We start from the raw sequence: 15231 nt of genomic DNA, 5'->3' as shown, positions 1-15231 counted from the left end.
TACACCTTCTTACTTTTTTAATTATTCTGCTAATTCGTTATATTTAAATAGAATTCTATTACAGAATTGTTACAATTGCAAGACTTTTTTACATAATTGGTAATTTCAGTTTTTTTAAAAATAAAAAAAGCCTTTTATACCAGGCTTTTTCTGTTAGTATAATTCTTTCCTATTCGATATATTTGGCGGCAGGATTGGAAAAAGATAGTTTCGTAGAATAATTATGACTTTTGTAGTATTGCCGAATAACATTATACCCAGCTGCATAGCCGAGCAATTTTGGTACTGCCCTGCCGCCATATAATAGTTCATCGTGTCCTCTTTCATTCTTTTTCGTCTGCAGCTGATGTTGTAAATATCTTTCCCAAAACCTTGCTAGTTCCTTTTCTGTATACATATGACACCAATTAGCTAGGTATTCCCGGCCGCAATGTTTGAATACTGCATACTCTGCCAGCCCCTCAATGATAATAGAGTCCAGTAACGTATAGTCTTCCATTTTTTTATTTAACATTCTCAATCTGCAGACATGGTGATATTCATGAACAAATAATGCTTCTATTTCCTTTGGGTCTTCGTGCTCCGATAGAAAAAGAAACATTTTATCTGGAAAGGAAACACCCGCCTTGCTTTTTTCCTCTTTTATAAAAAAACCACCCGTCTGGGCTAACGGAAAGAGAAAGACTGGCACATCCGGCCCATTCCATTTTGGTTTATATTTTCGAAATAGCATTTCAACTTGATTCCATGCTTTTTTTTCCACCATCTTGTTATAATTGTTTTTGGAGGAACGTGAAGGCCGGTACATTCCAAAGTTCACTAATTGATTATAAATTTCTTTCACTTGCTGCCCTTTAAAATAAGGAAGAAGCTTTTCACAGATTTTAAGCGGACGATCAAACTCCTTTTGCAGCCATTCATCTGTTCGAATGATCCCCATTATCTCACCCCATTAACTCAAGTTCTCCCTCTGGTCATTTTATGAATTTTTAGAGAAGAAGTTCTTAATTTAATGGTTTCTTTATAGAAAAGCGCAAGCGCCCTGGTCAGCGGCGTATGGCCTGGAGCACTCCAACTGAGATAAAGGAAACACGAAAAGCCGGAGGCGGTTCGATGTTGACTTATCGTAGGGCGGAGAGCGAAGGACACTAGCCGCTAGGGTGCTGGAGCTGGACATTTCTCAAGGTCAGAATTTTATTATTTCTTATATCTCATAATAAAAAAACGGCCAGGACATCTGCCAGGCCGTTTTCGAATTCTATTCGTATTTTTTAAAGACGATGGTAGCATTATGACCGCCAAAACCAAGCGAGTTGCTCATAGCTGCCTTAATTTCTTTCGATCTTGCTGTATTAACAACATAATCCAAGTCGCACTCTGGATCCGGTGTTTCATAATTAATGGTCGGTGGCAGCATACTGTCTCTAATCGCCAGCACGGTAAAGATAGCTTCAACACCGCCCGCTGCACCAAGTAGATGACCGGTCATGGATTTGGTTGAGCTCATGGCCAGCTTATATGCATGCTCTCCAAATACTTCTTTAACAGCAAGTGTTTCAAACTTATCGTTATATTCGGTACTAGTACCGTGAGCATTCAAGTAATCAATTTCTTCCGGAACTAGTCCGGCATCGTTAATTGCCATTTTCATTGCTCGTGCACCGCCTTCGCCACCAGGTGCAGGTGCAGTAATATGATATGCATCACCTGTTGCACCGTAACCAACAATTTCTGCATAGATTTTCGCACCGCGGGCCAATGCGTGCTCTAATTCCTCCAAGACAACAATTCCTGCCCCTTCACCAATGACAAATCCATCACGGTTTTTATCAAAAGGTCTGCTTGCAGATTGCGGATCTGGATTTGTGGAAAGAGCCGTATTGGCACAGAAGCCCGCAACAGACATTCTTGTAATTGGTGCTTCTGCCCCGCCGGATACCATTACATCTGCATCACCACGCTGGATTACTTTAAAAGCATCTCCTATCGAATTCGTACCGGTCGCACAAGCGGTAACCGTACAGGAATTAAATCCTCTTGCTCCTAGTGTAATCGAAACTTGACCTGTAGCCATATCAGGAATTAACATCGGTACAAAGAATGGGGAAACACGCTTATAGCCCCGTTTTTGGAATATCTCAAATTGTTGTTCAAATGTTTCCATTCCACCAATTCCGGACCCAATCCAGACTCCGACACGATGAGAATTATCTTCATTAATTGTTAAATCGGCATCCTTAACCGCCATAATTGCGCTTGCTACAGCAAATTGGGTGAAACGGTCCATTTTACGGGCATCTTTTTTTTCCATAAAATTTTCCGGATTAAAGTCTTTTACTTCTGCCGCTACTTTTGCAGGATATTCATCAGCATTCACTCGTGTCATCGGCCCAACGCCTGATTTTCCTTCCAATATCCCTTTCCAAGTAGTATCCGCATCGTTTCCGATTGGTGTCACCGCTCCGATGCCTGTTACTACAACCCTACGTTTTTCCATTTCTACATCTCCTTTTCTACACTAACTGTTCCCTATATGATCTCTCTTTATTTGCCCCAGCGAATGGCGATTGCGCCCCATGTTAATCCGCCGCCAAAGCCGACCATAACAATTAAGTCATCATCTTTGATTTTTCCTGCTTCCAATTCTTCAACAATAGAAATAGGGATCGATGCTGATGATGTATTGCCATATTTATTAACAGTTTTTGACATTTTTACTTCAGGAAGTTCTAATCGCTGTCTTGAAGCCTCCATGATGCGAATATTGGCTTGGTGCGGGATAAGAAAATCAACATCCTCTTTCGTTAAACCTGCCTTCTCTAGAACATGGACACAGCTCTCACCCATCTGCCTTACAGCAAACTTGAAAACCTCCCTGCCATTCATAATGATATATTCGTCCTGATAAAGGTGTTTTGCACCTGTACCGTCAGCACCGAGTTCAAAGGAAAGGATTCCCCGGTTATCTGAAACTTGACCGATAATAGCTGCCCCCGCACCATCACCAAATAATACAGCGGTATTACGGTCATTCCAGTCGGTAATTTTCGAAAGTTTTTCAACTCCAACTACTAGTACGTACTTATAGGCTTCGGACTCAATAAATTGTTTAGCAGTGATAATTCCATACATAAAGCCGGCACAAGCTGCACTGACATCCATGGCAGCTGCCTTTTTCGCTCCTAATCGTTCTTGAATCCGGCAGGCAACGGATGGAAACGGTGAATCGGGTGTGACCGTTGCTACTAAGATTAAATCAATCTCTTCCGCGGTAATCCCAGCAGCTTGTATGGCTTCTTGAGCAGCAGCAAACGCCATGTCTGACGTATTAACATCATCTGCAGCAATTCTTCGTTCTTCAATCCCTGTTCTCGTACGAATCCATTCATCAGAGGTATCCATTACTTTTTCTAAATCATGATTAGTTACAATTTTTTCAGGTAAATACCTGCCCATTCCGATAATTCCAGCTCTCAAAGGTTCCAACTCCTTTAATTTCTCTAACTTGCTTCTTTATTCACCAAGATTTAATATCAATTATTATGACTTGGTACTAATTTTATCAAATAAATCCTATTTTAAGCAACTATTTCTTCGTTTTTATCCTCCGCTAATGTACATTCCTTTTATTCATTTAAACATATTCTAATTTAAGTGATCCTTTCAGAAAGGAGGCGCCTATGGAATGGAAGATAGGGAGCAGCAGGAGCTAGAGTGGAATGACCCTGAGGAAAAAGAAGATTTAGGGGAGCTTGAACAGGATCGGTTCACCAGTTTTATGTTTGGTCATAGAAGAGAACACAATCCGCATCATCAAACAAATCATCATCGGCAAGAACATACTCATAACCAATCCACAATTAATTATGAAGAGCTAATGATGAATATCGATACTCTAATGGAATCTGTCCGAGGACTAAAACCCTTATTTCATAAAATTTATCCATTTGTCGAACAACTTTGGAAAAAGAAATAAGCTGCCGTTAGGAGCAGCTTATTTCTTCATTTCTAATTCAGTTAACGCATCTTCTCTGCCAAGCTCATAGGCTTCATGCATTACTTTTGTAAACAGGTTCATAAATGGCTCAATTAGTTCCATTGATAATTCAACCCCAGATTGGTCTAATTGGGCTTTCGCTTCAGGCAGGTATTTCATCGCAATCTGCATAAATTGTAATGTCTTATCTTGATTATTCATATGTACTCCTTTTAAAAAATTATTTGGGTAATTTTCCTGTTTCTTTATATTGTTCAATTTTCAGATTCATTTTTCCTATAAAGTCTTTTGAAACTAACGGGCTAAATTTACCTAGAGAAATGACATTGTCTTGAAAATCAAATGAAAGATTACCTGCTTTTAACTTCCCCTCGTTATATTGTTCAGCAACCTTTTCATATAATGTATCGACCTGTTGAATAGTGCTTGTTAATACAGTTGATTCCCCAAGGTCAGACTGGTCTGAAACATAGCCAATCACATAGGATCCCTGTTCCTTCACCTGTTCAATAACAGGAACATTAAAACCATCCCCGGCAGGGTATACAACATCGACACCTTGTTTTAACATTTGATTGGCTAGTTGAGTAGCCTTTTTTTCATCATCCCAATTTCCGACGTATTCTATACTTACATGTGTTTGATTATTTTCAGCCATCGCACCTTGATAAAAACCTTCAATTTCAGGCTGCCATTCATATGCTGCTAAAACTCCTACTTTATTAGTTTTAGACATATGAGCCGCAACCATGCCGCCAAAAAAGCCCATCGCATGTGCCTTAAAGTTCAGGCTTGTTGTGTTTGGGTTCTTTGCATCGCCATTAAAACTGACAAAGTGAATTTTAGGATAGTCTTCCGAAATATTATTAAAGTATTCTGCATACTCTGAACCATGTCCAAAGATCAGATTGACCCCTTTTTGCTCAAATTCCTTCACTGCTCGTTCAACAACAGCCTGTGAATTCATTCCTTCTTTATAAAATACATCCACATTAAATTTGGATTGTATTTTTAACATTCCCTTATAGCCTTTTGTTCCCCATACTTGGTCATTTACTGTTTCAGGAACTAACAAGCCAACCTTCTGTAAATTGCCTGTCGTCTTTGTTTCCCCGCAAGCCCCAAGTAAAAGAAGACATAAAAGAATGATTCGAAACCGGTTAAACATTCTACGCACTCCTTTATTACCGCAGCCACTTCCATCACATGTTTCTATCTAAGATTACTTTTTTTAAAAATTGAATCAAAAGCGAAGAAAACGTCTAGTTCCTTTTATTCTACCCTTTGAACAAATAATTGAAAAGACAAATTTCGTGCACTACTACTTTTCCATGATTCAGTTTGTCTAATTAACTCATTATTTAGCATCCGTTTTGAAATACACGTTGGACATGGTCTATCTGTTTTGTGATGGAATCCGCAAATGGTGTTACGTTTTTAACAGGGAGCTTAACAATTTGATGATCCAATTGCAACGGTTCATTACGGCTGATGTCCATTAATTTCTCATCTATTTGGAGAAAAGCGGCACAATTAGCCCAATAATTATTCTTCCCGCTTTCAACAATAAAACGCCCGGAATTCTCAGTTTCAACTGTGTTAATAATGGTATTAATTGCATCATCAATATACAGAACATCACCCGTCCATTCTCTTTCATCTTTTCTGATTTCTGCCTTTTGAAAGGTAGAAAGGATAGCCTGGTGATACAGAAATGTTTGTGGCTGCCAAGGACCGTAAATAGCTGGTACATAAAACCATTGAACCTTCTTTGCTAATCCCTTTATTTTTTCTATGAAAGTTCCGATGGCCTCTATACTGTTAGCCCTAAGCAGTTGAATAGGAAGTATGAATACAATTTCCGTATTGTCTTTATTGCTCTCCATATATTGGATGATTGATTTTGCCACTTGATCGTGCTGCAAAATTTTTTCATTCCTCAGCATATATAAATCGTAAATAGGAAATAGAATGACTGTTTCAGCCTTCTCTTCTTCCCGTCTGTTTGCCCACTTAGACAAAGGGTTTTCGCTAAAGTTGGCATTTCTTCCCACCTCAAACCTTTTTTCCTCGAGTAATGGACTTTTTTCTTGTTCATCTAGTTGAACACCGATCACTTCGATTCCTTTATTCAGGAGCGTTTTACATGCGTGAAAACTAACAAAATTGTATATTCCAAAAATAATAGCCTTGTCCATTAAAATTTTCCTCCCCAAACTCGCCTTAATGAATCCTATGCCATTCATTAAGGAATTATTTCTATTTGAGGAGGAACCAGACTTACAGTTCAGTTTCATGGCTGTTCAAAAACTTGATGAAAATTTTTCCAAGCTGTGGTTTTTTTTCTGGAAGAATAAAAGTAGGATTAATTTCAGGAGATTTGATAATTTGTTGGTATAATTTCGATTGGTTATATGATTTTCCACCGGCTAGGACATGAATGATCTTAACGGGACATCCAGACTCCATGTTTACGAATTCCTCCATGCTGTTTATGGCCCCTTCAATCCATGTTTGTTCCGTATTATGTGCTGCAGTTAGTTCTCTCATTAATTTTTTATAAAAAAATTTATGTTCCTTTTCTTGTTCAAGGTGATGCTTTAAGGAAAGAATAGGATTAAGCAGGATTACCGACCTGATGCATCCCTTCATTTTCTCCATTAACCTGACCGCGACCAGCGCTCCCATACCTTCCGCCAAAATATGAATTTTATTATTTAGGATTTCGCTGCGAATCACATGCTGATACAACCTTTGAGCAAGTTCAACAGCTTTATCGCTCCCCCAATTTCGCCCATAAAGATTTGAGGAAAAAATGGTGTACCCTGCATCTTTTAATTCATCAATGATGGCTAGCTTTCCTTCGTTTTGTGTCCAAAAGCATTTGCTCTCGTCCACAAAATGCCTTTCATCTCCAATGATTAAGATCCCAAATCCTGTTGGCTTTTCGGGGTAATGAATGATATTCCATTGGGTATCCATCTGAAAATTGCGATTTTCCATTGCTAAATCTCCTTTTACATATTTCCTCAACATATTGTATGTCATTTCACAAAAGATGAAAGGGAGTTTGCCCATTTTTCCGAATGACTTGAAAAGTTATTTCAGAAATTGATTTTATCTATATTTTTTTTACCGCGTATGGTAGTATTAACATTGATGAAAAATAAGTAAGAGGTGAAAAATAGTGCGATTTTTTTGGACCTTCTTCTGGTCATTTCTATTAGTGCAAATGCTTACATATGTTGTTAGTTCTATGACTCCAGGTGCAAAATTTGAATTTATGCCAGGCGTTATTGTATCTCTTGGTGTTACTGTTTTGATTTTCATTGCTGCTTCTGTTATTCCAAGAGAGCCTGTAAAGAATCATTAAAATAGGAGAAAAGGTCTTCCAAGTTATTGGACGACCTTTTTCTTTCTTATTTTACCTGAACCACCACTTCCCCATCTTTTATCATGATCTCCACTGTTGATTGATCATGTACCCTGCCTGCTATGATTTCACGTGCAAGCTTTGTTTCAATATTTCTTTGGATATACCGTTTCAGCGGTCTTGCACCGTAGATCGGATCAAAGCCATTTACCGCAATGAATTCTTTCGCATCCTCGCTAATTGAAATATCGATTTGCTGTTGTTTCAGCCGATTTTGCAGTTCCTTCATCATTTTCACAACAATATTTTTTATTTCTCCTAATGACAATGACTTAAATAGGATGATTTCATCAATCCGATTTAAAAATTCCGGACGGAAATGGCCTCTTAGCTGAGTCATAACTTTTTCTCTTGCTTCCTCTGAAATTTCAATCTCATTTTCACTTCGTTCAAGTAAGAATTGTGATCCAATATTGGAAGTCATAATAATTACTGTGTTTTTAAAGTCGACTACACGGCCTTGTGAATCTGTTATTCGTCCATCATCCAATGCCTGTAAAAGAATGTTGAACACTTCAGGATGAGCCTTCTCAATTTCGTCCATTAAGATAACGGAATATGGTCGTCTTCTAACAGCTTCCGTCAGCTGCCCTCCTTCTTCATAACCAACATATCCAGGAGGTGCGCCAATAAGCCTTGAAACCGCATGTTTTTCCATATATTCAGACATATCTATTCGAATTATATGTTCTGCGCTGTCAAATAACGACTCTGCTAATGCCTTTGCCAGCTCCGTTTTCCCAACACCCGTCGGCCCTAAAAATAAAAATGATCCAATTGGCCGGTTTGGATCCTTTATACCGGCACGAGCGCGAAGAACAGCATCTGCAACAAGATTCACGGCTTCGTCTTGCCCAATGACTCTTTCATGTAAAATGGATTCTAATTTCAACAGTTTTTCTCTCTCCCCTTCAACCAGTTTAGAGAGAGGTATTCCTGTCCATCTTGAAACAATATTTGAAATTTCTTCGCCGGTAACTTCCTCTCTAAGCAGCCGTTCGTCCTTTTCCGCCCCATTTTCTAATTGATTAAGTTCTTTTTCTGCCAGCGGAATTTGACCATGTCTTAGTTCTGCTGCACGGTTTAAATCATATTGATCTTCAGCCTGCTGCAGCTCCCGGCGAAGCTTTTCTAACTGCTCTCTTTTTTCCTGGACTTTCTGTATTCCTTGTTTCTCTTGCAGCCATTTTGCCTTCATCGCATTCGCCTGTTCTTTTAAATCGGCAAGTTCCTTTATAAGTGCTTCGAGCCGTACTTTACTGCCTTCATCGCTCTCCTTACGTAATGCCGCCTCTTCAATTTCCAACTGCATCACCCTGCGAGTCACCTCATCAAGTTCCGTTGGCATCGAATCAATTTCAGTGCGAATCAAGGCACATGCTTCGTCAACAAGATCAATCGCTTTATCGGGCAAAAATCGATCAGTAATATAGCGATCTGATAACGTAGCTGCTGCCACGAGCGCATGATCGTGAATCTTAACACCATGATGGACTTCAAATCTTTCTTTTAAGCCCCTTAATATGGAGATGGTATCCTCTACATTCGGTTCTTGGACAAGTACCTGTTGAAATCTGCGTTCAAGTGCCGGATCCTTTTCAATATACTTTCTGTGCTCATCAAGTGTAGTTGCTCCGATACAATGAAGCTCACCGCGTGCCAGCATCGGTTTCAACATATTGCCGGCATCCATCGCACCTTCCGTTTTTCCGGCTCCTACAATGGTATGAATTTCATCAATGAACAGTAAAATTTGCCCTTCACTTTTTTTAATCTCGTTTAAAACGGCCTTTAGTCGCTCTTCAAATTCACCCCTAAATTTAGCTCCGGCAATCAACGAACTCATATCGAGTGAAAAAATCGTTTTATCCTTTAAGCCCTCTGGAACATCCCTCCTCACAATCCTTTGTGCTAATCCTTCGACAATGGCGGTTTTTCCTACACCCGGTTCACCGATTAATACTGGATTGTTCTTTGTCTTTCTTGATAAAATCCGGATCACATTGCGAATTTCCGTATCCCTGCCGATGACTGGGTCCATTTTACCGGCTTTTACTTCGGCGACAAGATCTCTGCCGTACTTTTTAAGAGCTTCATATCCTGCTTCTGGATTTTGTGATGTCACTCTTTGGTTCCCCCTTATTTCTTTTATAGCATTTAAAACGGTTTCAGGTGTTTGCCCAAATGCTTGCAGAATCTTTTTCATTTCCGAATCATTTGTGTGGGCTGCGGCTAAGAGGAAGTGCTCAACTGAAATATATTCATCGGCGAATTTCGTGGCAAATTCTTCGGCGCTGACCAATAATTTTTGCAGCTTAGCCGTTATATACAGTTTTCCTTGTTCCACTCCTGAACCCGTAACTTGCGGTTTCTTTGACAAAGATTCCAACAGTTTTTTCTTCACTTGTTCTGACTGTAATCCAGCCTTTTCTATAATAGAAGTAATGAGACTGTCCTCTTGATTCATAAGAGATAAAAACAAATGAGATTCATCAATTTCTTGATGATTTTCTTTAACCGCTAAGGTCTGTGCCTCCATAATCCCTTTTTGTAAACGCTCCGTCATTCGGTTTAAGTCCACTTTATCGACACCCCTTCTGACCATTTTTGACCTTTTCTTTTATTATAAGACACTTTCTAAATAGAAGTAAAATTTTTCACATAGAAAAAGCCATCCGTTTGGATGACTTTCCATATTTACTAATTAAGGTTTTCTTTGATAAGTCCAAACCCTTTCATCATTTGATGTTTCGGGAAATGGATCCCCAGCTTTTAGCTTAATTTTTTTAGGGTTAAGCACATTATCACCCGTTTCACCAACTTCTATATACACACCATTATTTGGAGCCTTTTTTCCTGATTTAAACTGACGATTTTGTCCCACATTTTTCCCTCCTTCTCATCTACATTATTATTATTTCCATTTTAGGTTTGTCCATTATAGGAATTTCTTTCAAATTCCATCAGCAGTCGACATTATTTCCTAAGGAATATATCCCAATCCCATGTAACTACTTTTTGACGATTGTATGAACTTATTCCACATTTATTGCTAATTATTCTTAGTTAACAATATAATTATAGTAATATCCTGTAAATCAAACCTTTGCTGGCATTTATTTTTTAAAATTAATTCGAACCTTTAAGGTGGTTAGTCGTATGCAGATAGTAACAGAAATGCCCGTAACGTTGTCACACCTCTTTGATACGGTTCACCATATGAAAAAGATTGAAAAAGGGAGTTTTCTTTTTCAAGAAGGATCGCGAGCAGATGAATTATACATCGTACAAAGCGGGATTCTTCAAATTAGTAAGATTATTCCCGATGGAAGAGAGCTTACACTAAGAATGTGCTCCAAAGGAGACTTTGTCGGCGAATTAAATTTATTCTCCCCTTCTTCACGATATTTATTAAGTGCACGTGTTGTGGAGAGTGGTGAGGTGGCGGTAATCATGAAGGATGTTCTTGAGGAAAAACTTTCACAAAATCTCCCTCTTTCATTGGAATTCATTAAATGGATGAGTTTGCAATATCGTAAAACACAAACCAAGTTTCGCGATTTAGTTCTTCATGGAAAAAAGGGTGCATTATATTCAACCTTAATTCGAATAAGTAATAGCTATGGGGTTAAAACGAATAAGGGAATTTTAGTTGAGTTACCGTTAACGAATCAGGAGCTGGCGAACTTCTGCGGAACCTCTCGTGAAGTCGTAAATCGTCTGCTAAGTGATTTACGAAAAATAGGAATAATCTCCATTGATAAAGGGTCAATCACCATTCATGACTTGGATTATTTAAAACGTGAAATTGATTGTGAAGATTGTCCAATAGAAATTTGCAAGGTTGACTAAATAAAAAAGTCGGTCATTACGACCGATTTTTTTATTTTAAGATCACTATTTGTATGGCAATGATGATGAAAAAGAGCACCGAATTAATTATTTCGTAAATACCAATTTGCTTTGGTGATAATTTCTTTCCATAAAAAAGAATTGCCCGAAGTAAACTCGGAATAAAACTAAGTGCTGCAATCCAATAGCCGGCCGCAATCCATGCAGCAACAAGCAGTAGATGGTAGGCCCAAGAAATCCATTTGAATTTCGTATTTTTCTTTTCCCTAATCATGGATTTGACGTAAAACGTACAGCCGATAAAAAATAGCACAGATGTTAAAAAGGGAAAAATAATGGTCTCAAATGAAACAGCACCTCTCCCTAAATAACTACCCGCTAAGCCGGCAATTGAAAAGGCAAAAACAGCGCTTAAATCGTTCATAAAAGCACGATCTTGATTTTTTGCGGTAAAGTAAGCATTAATAATAAAAAAAGGGATCATTAGCAGGCCAAAGAATACAATAGACGGCCTTTCCAATAGTGGTAGCAATAACAGCAATAAAGCCGGCACTAAATAGATTAGCGACCACTTTGTATAAAAAGTGAGCTTTTTCTTTTTAAACAATAGCAGCATTGGATATGTTGCCAAGTACAATAAAAGCCAGCCAACAAAAAATGGGATATGCCTCCAGAGGAATCCTCCATCTATTACCCCAAGCCAAAAAGGGATGATCAACATTGCCCAAGCACCATGTTGTTTCGGTAAAAATAATTTCATCGCTTTCACTCCTCATTCCTGCTTACCTATACTATAAATTAGGACAGTAGAAAAAAATGTGAAGAGCATCACATGATAAAGCAAAAAAGAAGGCATTTGCCTTCTCTTATTTGACAACTTTATTAACATTTATGGCCGATCTCATTAACAAAGTTTTTGATTTGTTGAACGGTCCAACTTATGACTGCTTCATCATCGATATGAAAGATCGGCACATCCAGTTTGGCTGAAATGATGTCCATCATTTCAGCCTCCCAGAATACCACGGCTTGAACATTGTTTACGATATCTAATAACGTTAAATCCTGTTTTTCTTTCATTAGAACAAGCTTTGGGTAATTTTCCTGCTTATATCCTTCGACTAAAATGACGTCTGTCTGAAAATAGTGCATCAACTCGATCTGTTCTTTTAAACTATATGCACATGGTTCTGCTTGAAGAATCAGCCTGCCATCTCCTTCAACAAGGGTGGCAATCGCTCCTGCTGACAAGTGTTTTGTTGTGTCTTTTTTTTCTGCAGCATCGGGCTTCCCGCCATGTCCGTGATGTTTAATTGTCACCGTTGTTAACCGATTTGTTGACAGTTTTTCGATGAGCTTGGAAGTAAGGGTAGTTTTTCCGCTATTTTGATAACCAACCACTTGAAAAATAATCGGTTTTACCACGGCCACTCGCTTCCGGTCTGATCTTCAAGCATAAGCACCTCTACATCACAGCCTGCTGTAAAGCCTCTAGTTCCGCCTGGAAGAATCATTAACGAATTTGCACCAGCAAGGCTCATGATGATATTGGATTTGTCTAGACCACTTGGTGTTGTTTTTAGCCTGCCTTCCTCGATAAACGTGGAGCTGCGAACAAATCTTGTAAATGGATTCGCTTTTGGAAAGTCCACTTCAAGTAAGGCCTTTTCTTTCCTTAAATGGGGTTTTTCAGAAAATAACATTTTTCGAATAATTGGGCGGGCAAACAATTCAAAGCCAACATAACAAGCAGATGGATTACCAGAAAGACCGAACAAAATCTTCCCCTTATATCCGGCTACTGTCGTCACACTGCCTGGGCGCATCGCTACTTTATTGAAAAACACCTCGGCACCTAATTTTTCATAAATGGCAGGAAGATAATCAAAGTCCCCTACCGATACTCCGCCTGTTGTAATTAATAAATCAACTTCATTTAACCCTTCTAGTACAGCATCAAAGCATGTATCAAATTCATCGGGCAGTTTTCCAAAATATTTAACCACACCACCGGCTCTTTCGATTTGGGCGGCAATCATATGGGAATTACTGTTGCGAATTTTCCCCGGCACGAGTTCTTCTTCTACTTCTAAAAGTTCAGTACCAGTTGCAAACAAACCGACAATCGGTTTTTTCGCCACAGGGACATCCTTATAGCCGAAGGTAGCCAGCATGGCTTGGATACCCGGATTTACTAAAGTTCCCTTATTTACCAATACTTCTCCTTCTCTAGCATCTTCACCTATAAAGGAAACATTTTCTCCCTTGTTAAAGCTTCGTTTTATCGACATATAGGGGGTTTCGTCTTTTTCGTAGTCCTTTGCAACTTCAAACATGACGACAGCATCTGTTCCTTCTGGCATCATCGCCCCTGTCATAATTCTGACAGCCTGATTTTTGCCCACAACCTTTGTTGACACCGCTCCGGCACCAATGTGGTCAATCACTTCAAACTCGACTGGATGGGACTGTGAGGCCGAAAGGGTATCAATCGACCTGACAGCAAAACCATCATATGGTGCCCGATTAAAATGAGGCACATCACTTGTCGCGATCAAGTCCTCTGACAAAAAACGGCCAAAGCTTTCATTTATTGAAACATATTCCGTTATCCCATGTAATTGATGGGCCATAATTTTTTCAACTGCTTCCCCAATCGGAATCGGTTTTCTTCTCTCTAACAATTTCATCAGCTCCTGCCTTAAAACGTTTCATTTTTTTCAAATATGTACTAATAGTTTAGGGCTCCTATCCATTATAATCCTATTGAAAACTTGCTAACATATCAAATGTTACAAATTGAAGGAAAAAATGAAAAATCATAGTGGATGTGTGATGTAGGTCACCTAATTAAGATTCATTTTCAATTATGCTTAAGTCAGATACAAACATTTAAAAAATTTTAGGAGGAATGTATTATGACTTTCACCATTACCGAAAATTCATTAGTTAAAGATATTGTAAACGAATTGCCAAAAACAAGTGATGTGTTTAAAAAGAACCGGATTGACTTCTGCTGCGGCGGAAACATTCCATTATCACAAGCTGTAGATCAAAACGGACTTGATATGAACACATTAATGGAAGAATTAAACGTGGTTTTTGAAAAATACGAGAACACCGAAAAAGATGTAGAAGTATGGACTGATTCCGATTCCAATACAATTATTGATCACGTAATTAATAATTACCATCGTGTATCGGAAGAAGAATTAGCGATGCTTAGCCCCTATGTGACCAAAGTATCTCGTGTGCATGGCGATAACCACCCAGAGTTATTAAAAGTGAATGAGCTTTTTTATGAATTCAAAAAAGAATTAATTGAACATATGGAAAAGGAAAAAGCTGTCGTCTTCCCATTAATTAAACAGCTGGCAGACGAACAGTTGAAAATCGCGAAGAAGCCATTGCTATGATTGTTGAACTTGAAAAGGAACATGACCATGCGGGTGAAATTTTGAGACAAATTCGTGAAGTAACATCTGACTTTGAGCTGCCATTGGATGCCTGTGGAACATACCGTTTAGTTTATGCCCGATTGGAAGCATTAGAAGGATTAACGTTCATGCATGTCCATCTAGAAAATAACATACTCTTCCCTCGCTATTTAGCATAATTAACAACAGCCCGCTTAGGTCAAAGCGGGCTGTGTTTTTTAACCACCAATATAGGACATTTCTATTTTTTTGCGATTTTTATTCGTTTCTTCTGTTCTTTCATCTGAATATCGATCGTCTCTGCCATTCCATATAGCAGTAATCCGATCAGCTATTTGCTCATCTGTTGCTCCATTTCTCATGAAGTTTCGAATATCATGGCCATTTCCATTAAATAAGCAGGTGAAAATCTGACCATTTGCAGACAGACGTGAACGTGTGCAGCTTGAACAGAATGACTCGGAAACAGAAGTAATAAAGCCGACATTCACATCAGCATCTTTATACTTCTG

The 15231-nt window shown here is 38.7% G+C and carries 15 protein-coding genes and 2 pseudogenes; 4 read left to right on the top strand and 13 right to left on the bottom strand.

The features are described from left to right. Positions 1 to 169: 169 nt before the first annotated feature. The 3 genes from ACO1D1_RS13320 to ACO1D1_RS13310 all read right to left on the bottom strand — a co-directional run bounded on the left by ACO1D1_RS13320 (position 170) and on the right by ACO1D1_RS13310 (position 3477). On the bottom strand, positions 170 to 940 hold the full coding sequence (locus ACO1D1_RS13320) for a DUF2268 domain-containing protein (RefSeq protein ID WP_149869298.1): 771 nt from the start codon (positions 938 to 940) through the stop codon (positions 170 to 172). Between the two features lie 318 nt (positions 941 to 1258). After that, on the bottom strand, positions 1259 to 2497 hold the full coding sequence (gene fabF, locus ACO1D1_RS13315) for a beta-ketoacyl-ACP synthase II (RefSeq protein ID WP_423336195.1): 1239 nt from the start codon (positions 2495 to 2497) through the stop codon (positions 1259 to 1261). Positions 2498 to 2544: 47 nt separating this feature from the next. Next, on the bottom strand, positions 2545 to 3477 hold the full coding sequence (locus ACO1D1_RS13310; RefSeq protein ID WP_423336194.1) for a beta-ketoacyl-ACP synthase III: 933 nt from the start codon (positions 3475 to 3477) through the stop codon (positions 2545 to 2547). 208 nt (positions 3478 to 3685) lie between these two features. On the opposite strand from ACO1D1_RS13310, the gene ACO1D1_RS13305 reads away from it, so the two are divergent. Continuing rightward, on the top strand, positions 3686 to 3976 hold the full coding sequence (locus ACO1D1_RS13305; RefSeq protein WP_149869295.1) for a hypothetical protein: 291 nt from the start codon (positions 3686 to 3688) through the stop codon (positions 3974 to 3976). A gap of 18 nt (positions 3977 to 3994) precedes the next feature. On the opposite strand, the gene ACO1D1_RS13300 is transcribed toward ACO1D1_RS13305, so the two are convergent. The 4 genes from ACO1D1_RS13300 to ACO1D1_RS13285 all read right to left on the bottom strand — a co-directional run bounded on the left by ACO1D1_RS13300 (position 3995) and on the right by ACO1D1_RS13285 (position 7000). Then, positions 3995 to 4198, bottom strand: coding sequence for a ComZ family protein (locus ACO1D1_RS13300; protein WP_423336193.1), 204 nt, complete (start codon positions 4196 to 4198; stop codon positions 3995 to 3997). A 19-nt stretch (positions 4199 to 4217) separates the two neighbouring features. Beyond that, a complete protein-coding gene (locus ACO1D1_RS13295) occupies positions 4218 to 5165 on the bottom strand; it encodes a BMP family ABC transporter substrate-binding protein (RefSeq protein WP_423336192.1) in 948 nt (315 codons plus the stop codon). Positions 5166 to 5358: 193 nt separating this feature from the next. Next, on the bottom strand, positions 5359 to 6195 hold the full coding sequence (locus tag ACO1D1_RS13290; RefSeq protein ID WP_149869292.1) for a hypothetical protein: 837 nt from the start codon (positions 6193 to 6195) through the stop codon (positions 5359 to 5361). An 82-nt stretch (positions 6196 to 6277) separates the two neighbouring features. Further along, positions 6278 to 7000: a hydrolase gene (locus tag ACO1D1_RS13285; RefSeq protein WP_423336191.1), complete on the bottom strand. Its 723-nt coding sequence runs from the start codon at positions 6998 to 7000 to the stop codon at positions 6278 to 6280. A 184-nt stretch (positions 7001 to 7184) separates the two neighbouring features. Between ACO1D1_RS13285 and ACO1D1_RS13280 the strand changes: the two genes are divergently transcribed. Continuing rightward, a complete protein-coding gene (locus tag ACO1D1_RS13280; RefSeq protein ID WP_149869290.1) occupies positions 7185 to 7370 on the top strand; it encodes a YjzD family protein in 186 nt (61 codons plus the stop codon). 46 nt (positions 7371 to 7416) lie between these two features. Here the strand turns inward: ACO1D1_RS13280 and clpB are convergent, their stop codons facing one another. Together clpB and ACO1D1_RS13270 are read right to left on the bottom strand one after the other, a co-directional pair. Beyond that, positions 7417 to 10011 carry an ATP-dependent chaperone ClpB gene (gene clpB / locus ACO1D1_RS13275; RefSeq protein WP_423336190.1) on the bottom strand — a complete coding sequence of 865 codons (2595 nt, stop codon included), beginning with the start codon at positions 10009 to 10011 and terminating at the stop codon, positions 7417 to 7419. A 123-nt stretch (positions 10012 to 10134) separates the two neighbouring features. Next, positions 10135 to 10314: a YjzC family protein gene (locus ACO1D1_RS13270; RefSeq protein ID WP_149869288.1), complete on the bottom strand. Its 180-nt coding sequence runs from the start codon at positions 10312 to 10314 to the stop codon at positions 10135 to 10137. Between the two features lie 293 nt (positions 10315 to 10607). Between ACO1D1_RS13270 and ACO1D1_RS13265 the strand changes: the two genes are divergently transcribed. Further along, positions 10608 to 11282, top strand: a complete 675-nt coding sequence (locus ACO1D1_RS13265) for a Crp/Fnr family transcriptional regulator (protein WP_149872632.1) — start codon at positions 10608 to 10610, stop codon at positions 11280 to 11282. 31 nt (positions 11283 to 11313) lie between these two features. Here ACO1D1_RS13265 and ACO1D1_RS13260 read toward each other — a convergent pair whose 3' ends face one another. The 3 genes from ACO1D1_RS13260 to glp all read right to left on the bottom strand — a co-directional run bounded on the left by ACO1D1_RS13260 (position 11314) and on the right by glp (position 13966). After that, the gene (locus ACO1D1_RS13260) at positions 11314 to 12042 is read right to left on the bottom strand and encodes a YwiC-like family protein (protein WP_149869287.1); all 729 of its coding nucleotides are present in this window, start codon (positions 12040 to 12042) and stop codon (positions 11314 to 11316) included. A gap of 122 nt (positions 12043 to 12164) precedes the next feature. After that, positions 12165 to 12713: a molybdopterin-guanine dinucleotide biosynthesis protein B gene (gene mobB, locus ACO1D1_RS13255; protein WP_149869286.1), complete on the bottom strand. Its 549-nt coding sequence runs from the start codon at positions 12711 to 12713 to the stop codon at positions 12165 to 12167. Then, positions 12701 to 13966, bottom strand: coding sequence for a gephyrin-like molybdotransferase Glp (gene glp, locus ACO1D1_RS13250; protein WP_149869285.1), 1266 nt, complete (start codon positions 13964 to 13966; stop codon positions 12701 to 12703). The genes mobB and glp overlap by 13 nt, the downstream gene beginning before the upstream one ends. A 234-nt stretch (positions 13967 to 14200) precedes the next feature. Here glp and ric point away from each other — a divergent pair. After that, positions 14201 to 14898 (top strand): annotated as a pseudogene (ric, locus tag ACO1D1_RS13245) (iron-sulfur cluster repair di-iron protein). Positions 14899 to 14937: 39 nt separating this feature from the next. Here the strand turns inward: ric and ACO1D1_RS13240 are convergent. After that, a pseudogene (locus ACO1D1_RS13240) lies at positions 14938 to 15231 on the bottom strand (GTP 3',8-cyclase MoaA); the annotation flags it as partial.

The sequence above is a fragment of the Neobacillus sp. 19 genome (assembly GCF_049463095.1).
Taxonomy (GTDB): domain Bacteria; phylum Bacillota; class Bacilli; order Bacillales; family Cytobacillaceae; genus Neobacillus.
The sequence above is the reverse complement of the archived record's forward strand: the minus strand, read 5'-3'. Positions and strand labels throughout refer to the sequence as shown.

Bases quoted from the DNA above. Each gene is read 5' to 3' on its own strand.
- ACO1D1_RS13320 (WP_149869298.1), bottom strand. From the start codon at position 940: ATGGGGATCATTCGAACAGATGAATGGCTGCAAAAGGAGTTTGATCGT.
- fabF (WP_423336195.1), bottom strand. From the start codon at position 2,497: ATGGAAAAACGTAGGGTTGTAGTAACAGGCATCGGAGCGGTGACACCA.
- ACO1D1_RS13305 (WP_149869295.1), top strand. From the start codon at position 3,686: ATGGAAGATAGGGAGCAGCAGGAGCTAGAGTGGAATGACCCTGAGGAA.
- ACO1D1_RS13300 (WP_423336193.1), bottom strand. From the start codon at position 4,198: ATGAATAATCAAGATAAGACATTACAATTTATGCAGATTGCGATGAAA.
- ACO1D1_RS13295 (WP_423336192.1), bottom strand. From the start codon at position 5,165: ATGTTTAACCGGTTTCGAATCATTCTTTTATGTCTTCTTTTACTTGGG.
- ACO1D1_RS13290 (WP_149869292.1), bottom strand. From the start codon at position 6,195: ATGGACAAGGCTATTATTTTTGGAATATACAATTTTGTTAGTTTTCAC.
- ACO1D1_RS13285 (WP_423336191.1), bottom strand. From the start codon at position 7,000: ATGGAAAATCGCAATTTTCAGATGGATACCCAATGGAATATCATTCAT.
- ACO1D1_RS13265 (WP_149872632.1), top strand. From the start codon at position 10,608: ATGCCCGTAACGTTGTCACACCTCTTTGATACGGTTCACCATATGAAA.
- ACO1D1_RS13260 (WP_149869287.1), bottom strand. From the start codon at position 12,042: ATGAAATTATTTTTACCGAAACAACATGGTGCTTGGGCAATGTTGATC.